We start from the raw sequence: 5,455 nt of genomic DNA, 5'->3' as shown, positions 1-5,455 counted from the left end.
GGGCGCTCCGCCCGGTGCGCGCGCCTCGACCTGCGCGGCCGCCTCGGCGGGCGTGAGCGGCTTCGCGGGCGTCGCGGGCGTCTCCTTCATGTCGCGCCGCATGACGAGCGCGTCCACGTTCCCGGGCTGGTAGTAGCCCTTGCGGAAGCCGATCGGCTCGAAGCCGAAGCGCTCGTACAGCCTCTGCGCGCGCTTGTTGTCGACGCGGACCTCCAGCAGCACCTCGCTGGACTCGAACGAGGTCGCGTGGCGCAGCAGCTCGGTCAGCAGCCGGGCGCCGAGCCCGCCGCCCCAGTGGTCGCGGGTCACGCCGATGGTCTGGACGTCGGCGACGCCGCCGACCGCCGCGAGGCCCCCGTACCCGACGATCCGGCCGCCCTCGTCCGCGACGACGTAGCGGCGGGTGGCGTGCGGGCCGCGGGCGTGGGCGAGTTCCGACCAGAACATGCCCGGCGACCAGGCGTCCTCGGGAAACAGCTCGTCCTCGAGTTCGAGGACGGCCTCGATGTCCCACCAGCGCATCTCGCGCAGTTCGACGTGCGGCGCGGTCTCGGCAGCGCCGGAGCGTGCACTCACTTCGGCGTGACCACCTTGTAGTTCTTCGGGACCTGGGCGTCGGGGCGGCGCAGGTAGAGCGGGAGCGCCGGGAGGAAACCGGCGGGGACGCCGGCCGCCGGGCCGGTGCCGGAGCCGTCGGGTCCGGGGCCCGGGGCGTCCTCGGCCCGCCGCCCGTCGCCCGCCCCGCCCGCCAGCAGCTCGGCGGCCAGCGCGGCGAGCGCCGCCGCGGACTGGTGCTCGGGCGCACGGGAGTCCGGGAACACCTCGGGGTACAAGGCCGCGCCCGCGCCCACCACCGGCAGGCCCGCGAGCTCCTGGGCGAGATCGCCCGGCCGGTCGACCGCGGGCTCGGACACCCGCGTGCGGGTGTCCGCGTACCGGGCCCAGTAGACCTCCTTGCGGCGGGCGTCCGTCGCGACGACGAAGGGCTCGTCGAGCCCGGAGGCGTACGCGAGACCGTCCAGCGTGCACAGGCCGCGCACCGGGACCCCGAGCGCGGAGCCGAACGCGAGGGCCGTCGCGATGCCGACCCGCAGGCCCGTGTAGGGACCGGGGCCGACGCCGACCACCACGTCCGTGATCGCGTCGGGTTTCGCGCCGGCCGCGGCGAGGACCCGGTCGACGGCGGGCAGCAGCAGCTCCCCGTGGCGCCGGGCGTCGACGTCGCTCTCGGCGGCCAGGACGGATCCGCCGTCGTGGAGGGCGACGGTGACGGCGGGAGTGGCGGTATCGACGGCAAGCAGAAGCACGCAAACAGCCTACGGCCCCGGCGGCGGGGCTCGCGGCGCCCCTGGGCGCCCGTACGCTGCTGCTACCGTCGGCCGCGTCACGAGACGTCAAGACGCAGATACCGCACAGACGCACGAAAGGTGGCTGAGGACAGGTGTCCAGGAGCAGCTCGGGAATGGTCGCCGGGCTCACGGCCGCGGCGCTGGCCGTGGTCGGATTCCTCGCCTACCAGGCGTCGGCGAACGCGCCCGACACCCTCGGCAAGCCGGCTTCCCCCAGCGCTCCGCCCTCCCATGTCGCCCAGGGTCCCCAGCACCCCCGCAAGGACCCCACCGAGCTGCCGGGGCGGTCGGGCGACGGCGCGCGGGTGGTGTACGCGCTGAAGGCGCACCGGGTCTGGCTGGTGGGCGCCGACGGCACGGCGACGCGCTCGTTCTCCGTTCAGCCGAGCACGGTTTCGCCCGCGCCCGGCACGTACCGCGTCACCCACCGCACGGACGCCACGACCGGCTCCGACGGAGTGCCGATCGAGCACGTCGTGCTGTTCTCGAAGGTCGGGACCGTGGTGGTCGGCTTCAGCGCCGCGCAGGACGGCTCCACGCCGGCGCCGGACCCCGCCAAGAAGACCGGCGGCGTGCGCACGAGCCGCACGGACGGCGACGCGCTGTGGACGTTCGCGACCCTCGGCTCGAAGGTCGTCGTCATCGCCTGAGCGGCGGCGGCGCGCCGACCGGGCCGAACAGCCCGGCGGCGCACGCCCCGTTCACCATTGACCGGACGCCGGACGCCCGGAGGCCGGACGGCTTCCGCGGCCTCTCCGGTTCCTCCCGCTTCCGCGGAGGACGGCGGTCGCCCCGGCTCCGGAGGTCTCGGCGGAGGCTCAGCGCGCGGTGACGGGACGGTGCGCGCGGTGGCGGGCGCGGTGAGCGGACCCCTCGGGCTCGGCCTCCGCGTCGGCCTCGGCGGCGGGCACGCCCGGGCCGCCCTCGGCGGGCGGAGTGGACACGGCGGACGCGGCGGCGCACGACGCCAGCAGCTCGCTCATCGACACGTCGGAGGGCACCGGGGCACCGGCCGCACCTGCGGGCTTCCGCGGCGGGGTCCGTGTTTCGCGCCGGGGCGGCGTCATGACTGCCTCCTGGGCTCGGGGGCACGCATGGTCAGGGGGACCTAACCGGTTACAGCGCCATGGGACCACGCCCGCGGCAGCGCGCGCAACATCTTGCCGACATCTTGTCGGGACGTGCCGCGTGTTCGAACACCGCCGCGCCCGGACGGGTCGCGCACGTCAGGCGAACGCCGCGCCCAGCCCGGCGAGCGCGGGCCCCGCCCAGCGGTCTCCGTACCCGGTGACGACCACCCGGCGCCGTCCGTCGTCCTCGGGCGGCAGGAGCCCCCCTTCGCCGCCGGCGGCGGCCGTGCCGGTCGCGCGCTCGATGACGACGTGCAGGCGTGCGTCCGTCAGCTCCTCGACCTTGTCGTCGCCCCATTCGACGACGACCACGGACTCGGGCAGCGACACGTCGAGGTCGAGGTCCTCCATCTCGTCGAGGCCGCCGTCGAGCCGGTAGGCGTCCACGTGCACCAGCGGCGGGCCGCCGGTGAGCGACGGGTGGACCCGCGCGATGACGAACGTCGGGGACGTGACGGCCCCGCGCACGCCGAGGCCCTCGCCGATGCCCCGGGTCAGGGTCGTCTTGCCGGCGCCCAGTTCACCCGTGAGCATCACGAGGTCCCCGGGGCGCAGCAGCGCCGCGAGCGCACGCCCGAGGTCCTGCGTGCGGTCGGGGCTGTCGAGGTCGATCTGCGTCCGGGGGGCGGTCGGCCCGTCAGTCGCCGGGTCGTTGTGCGGTGCTTCCATGCCCGCCAACGTTACGGCCAAAGCCACCGGCGCCCGCGCGCGCCAGCAGGTCGAGGAGGTGGCCGGTGACGACGTCCGGGTGTTCCAGCATCACGAGGTGGCCGGCGCCCTCCACCAGGACGAGTTCCGCGTCGGGCAGCACGTCCGCGATGGCCTCGCTGTGCGAGCTGGGCGTGATGAGGTCGTCGGAGCCCGCGAGGACGAGCGCGGGCGTGCGCAGCAGGACCGCGAGGGCCTGCACCTTGTCGTAGTCGGTGAACGCCGGGTAGAACTCGGCGACCACGTCGATCGGAGTGTTCTCGATCATGCGCTCGGCGAACCGGGCCACGGCCGGGTCGACGTCCTGGCCCCCGAACGAGTAGCGCTTCACGATGCCCGCGTACAGGTCGGCGGTGGCGCGGCGGCCCTTCTCCACGAGCCCGGCCTGGCCGCCGAGCACCTTCAGCACGCCGGGCAGCACGCGCCGTGCCACGTTCGCGCCGAGCGCCGGCAGGCCGTACGTGATCTCGCCGAGCCGCCCGCTGGACGTGCCGACGAGCGCGACGCCCGCGACGCGTTCCCTTATGAGGTCGGGGTACTGGTCCGCGAGCGCCATGATCGTCATGCCGCCCATGGAGTGGCCGACCAGCACGAGCGGGCCCTCGGGCGCCGCCGCGTCGATGACGGCCTTCAGGTCGCGCCCCAGCTGGTCGATCGTCGCGGGCTGCGGGTCGGGCCCGCTCTGCGCGGCGCCGCGCGCGGACCGGCCGTGGCTGCGCTGGTCCCAGTGGACGGTACGGATCCGGCCGCGCAGGGCCGCGCGCTGGAAGTGCCAGGAGTCCTGGTTGAGGCAGTAACCGTGGCTGAAGACGACGGTCGGCGCGGGGGCTCCGCCACCGGCCGCCCCGTCGGTCTCGGCGATCTCGGCGGTCTCGGCGATCTCGGCGGCCTCGTCCGACCCGGCAGCCTCGGCGCTCGCGTGGGCGTCGCCGGCCTCATGGGCCTCATGGGCCTCGTCGGCCTCGTCGGCCTCGTCGATCTCGTAGTACAGCGCCGTACCGTCATCGGCGATCGCCCGGCCCGGGGTGCCGCGCAGCGAGCCGAAGGGGCCCGCCGTGTCCAGCGCGAGACGGGCCCTGCGGCGCATGCCGCGGCTGACGGTGAGCTTGTCGATGGCGACGCCCGCGGCGGCGCTCGCCGCGATCACCCCTATCGCGGCCCCCGCGAGGCCCGCGCGGCGCCAGCCGCCCGTGACCGCGGAGGCGGCGGCCGAGGCGGCCTGCGCCACTTCGCCGGCCGCGCCGGCCGGGCCCTCGTCGCTCACGCGCCCGCGCCCCCCTCGTCGCTCCCGCCGCCGTCCGCCGCCGCGTCCTCGTTCAGGAAGACCCGCGGGACGCGCCCGCTGATCCGCGTGACGATCTCGTAGGCGATCGTGTCCGCGGCCTCCGCCCAGTCCTGCGCCGTCGGCTCGCCCTCGTCCCCGGGGCCGAAGAGGACCGCGCGGCTGCCGGGTTCCACGAGGTCGCCCCCGAGGTCCACCACGAACTGGTCCATCGCCACCCGGCCGGCCACCCGCCGCCAGGGGCCTCCGCCCAGGCGCACGGGGCCGCGCCCCGAGGCGTGGCGGGGGATGCCGTCCGCGTACCCGAGCGGCACCAGGCCGAGCGTCGTCTCCTCCGGTGTGCGGTAGGTGTGCCCGTAGCTGACGCCGTGGCCCGGCGGGACCTGCTTGACCAGGGCCACCGACGCGGACAGCGTCATGACGGGCCGCAGCCCGAAGTCACCGGGCGCCCCGATCTCGGGGCTCGGCGAGATGCCGTACGTCGCGATGCCGGCCCGCACGAGGTCGAAGTGGGACTCGGGCAGCGTGAGCGCGGCGGCCGAGTTGGCGATGTGGCGGACCTCCGGCTCGACGCCCTCCTTCTCCGCGTGCGCGAGCATCTCGTGGAACAGGTCCAGCTGCGCGGTGATGGAGGGGTGGCCCGGCTCGTCGGCGCAGGCGAAGTGCGACCACAGTCCGGTGACGCGGACCTCGCCCGCGTCCTGTGCGGCGAGCGCGGCGCCGACGAGGGCCGGCCAGTCGGCGGGCTGGCAGCCGTTGCGGCCGAGGCCGGTGTCGGCCTTGAGCTGGACGCGCGCCGTGCGGCCGGTCGCACGGGCGGCGGCCGTGACCTCCTCCAGCGCCCACTGGCCGCTGACGCCCATGTCGAGCCCGGCCTCGATGCCGGCGGCCCACGGGTCGCCGGGCGTCCACAGCCAGCACAGGAGCGGGCCCTCGTCGCCGGCGGCCCGCAGCGCGAGCGCCTCGTGCGGGGTCGCGGTGCCGCG

7 protein-coding genes are annotated in these 5,455 nt (G+C 75.9%); 1 reads left to right on the top strand and 6 read right to left on the bottom strand.

Annotation, left to right across the window (positions count from 1 at the left end):
- Positions 1-576: ribosomal protein S18-alanine N-acetyltransferase (rimI, locus tag L1885_RS22730; protein ID WP_372481998.1), on the bottom strand; the 576-nt coding region annotated here is incomplete at its 3' end.
- The gene (tsaB, locus tag L1885_RS22725) at positions 573-1,307 is read right to left on the bottom strand and encodes a tRNA (adenosine(37)-N6)-threonylcarbamoyltransferase complex dimerization subunit type 1 TsaB (protein WP_235799031.1); all 735 of its coding nucleotides are present in this window, start codon (positions 1,305-1,307) and stop codon (positions 573-575) included. The genes tsaB and rimI, both read right to left, overlap by 4 nt.
- 134 nt (positions 1,308-1,441) lie before the next feature.
- Here tsaB and L1885_RS22720 point away from each other — a divergent pair, with 134 nt between their 5' ends.
- Positions 1,442-1,999 carry a hypothetical protein gene (locus tag L1885_RS22720; RefSeq protein ID WP_235799030.1) on the top strand — a complete coding sequence of 186 codons (558 nt, stop codon included), beginning with the start codon at positions 1,442-1,444 and terminating at the stop codon, positions 1,997-1,999.
- A 168-nt stretch (positions 2,000-2,167) separates the two neighbouring features.
- Here L1885_RS22720 and L1885_RS22715 read toward each other — a convergent pair whose 3' ends face one another.
- From L1885_RS22715 to alr, 4 genes are all read right to left on the bottom strand, one after another.
- Positions 2,168-2,332: a hypothetical protein gene (locus L1885_RS22715; RefSeq protein WP_235799029.1), complete on the bottom strand. Its 165-nt coding sequence runs from the start codon at positions 2,330-2,332 to the stop codon at positions 2,168-2,170.
- Positions 2,333-2,575: 243 nt separating this feature from the next.
- Positions 2,576-3,148, bottom strand: coding sequence for a tRNA (adenosine(37)-N6)-threonylcarbamoyltransferase complex ATPase subunit type 1 TsaE (gene tsaE, locus L1885_RS22710; RefSeq protein WP_235799028.1), 573 nt, complete (start codon positions 3,146-3,148; stop codon positions 2,576-2,578).
- Complete coding sequence (locus L1885_RS22705) at positions 3,117-4,451, bottom strand: alpha/beta fold hydrolase (RefSeq protein WP_235799027.1); 1,335 nt, start codon at positions 4,449-4,451, stop codon at positions 3,117-3,119. The genes tsaE and L1885_RS22705 overlap by 32 nt, the downstream gene beginning before the upstream one ends.
- A partial coding sequence (gene alr / locus L1885_RS22700) for an alanine racemase (protein ID WP_235799026.1) occupies positions 4,448-5,455 on the bottom strand: 1,008 nt, incomplete at its 5' end. The genes L1885_RS22705 and alr, both read right to left, overlap by 4 nt.

It is taken from the genome of Streptomyces fuscigenes, assembly GCF_021556455.1.
In the GTDB taxonomy this organism is placed as follows: Bacteria; Actinomycetota; Actinomycetes; order Streptomycetales; family Streptomycetaceae; genus Streptomyces; species Streptomyces fuscigenes.
This window is presented reverse-complemented; position numbering and strand designations above follow the sequence as displayed.

Coding starts and splice junctions, on each gene's coding strand:
- L1885_RS22715 (WP_235799029.1), bottom strand. CDS start 2,332: ATGAGCGAGCTGCTGGCGTCGTGCGCCGCCGCGTCCGCCGTGTCCACT.
- tsaE (WP_235799028.1), bottom strand. CDS start 3,148: ATGGAAGCACCGCACAACGACCCGGCGACTGACGGGCCGACCGCCCCC.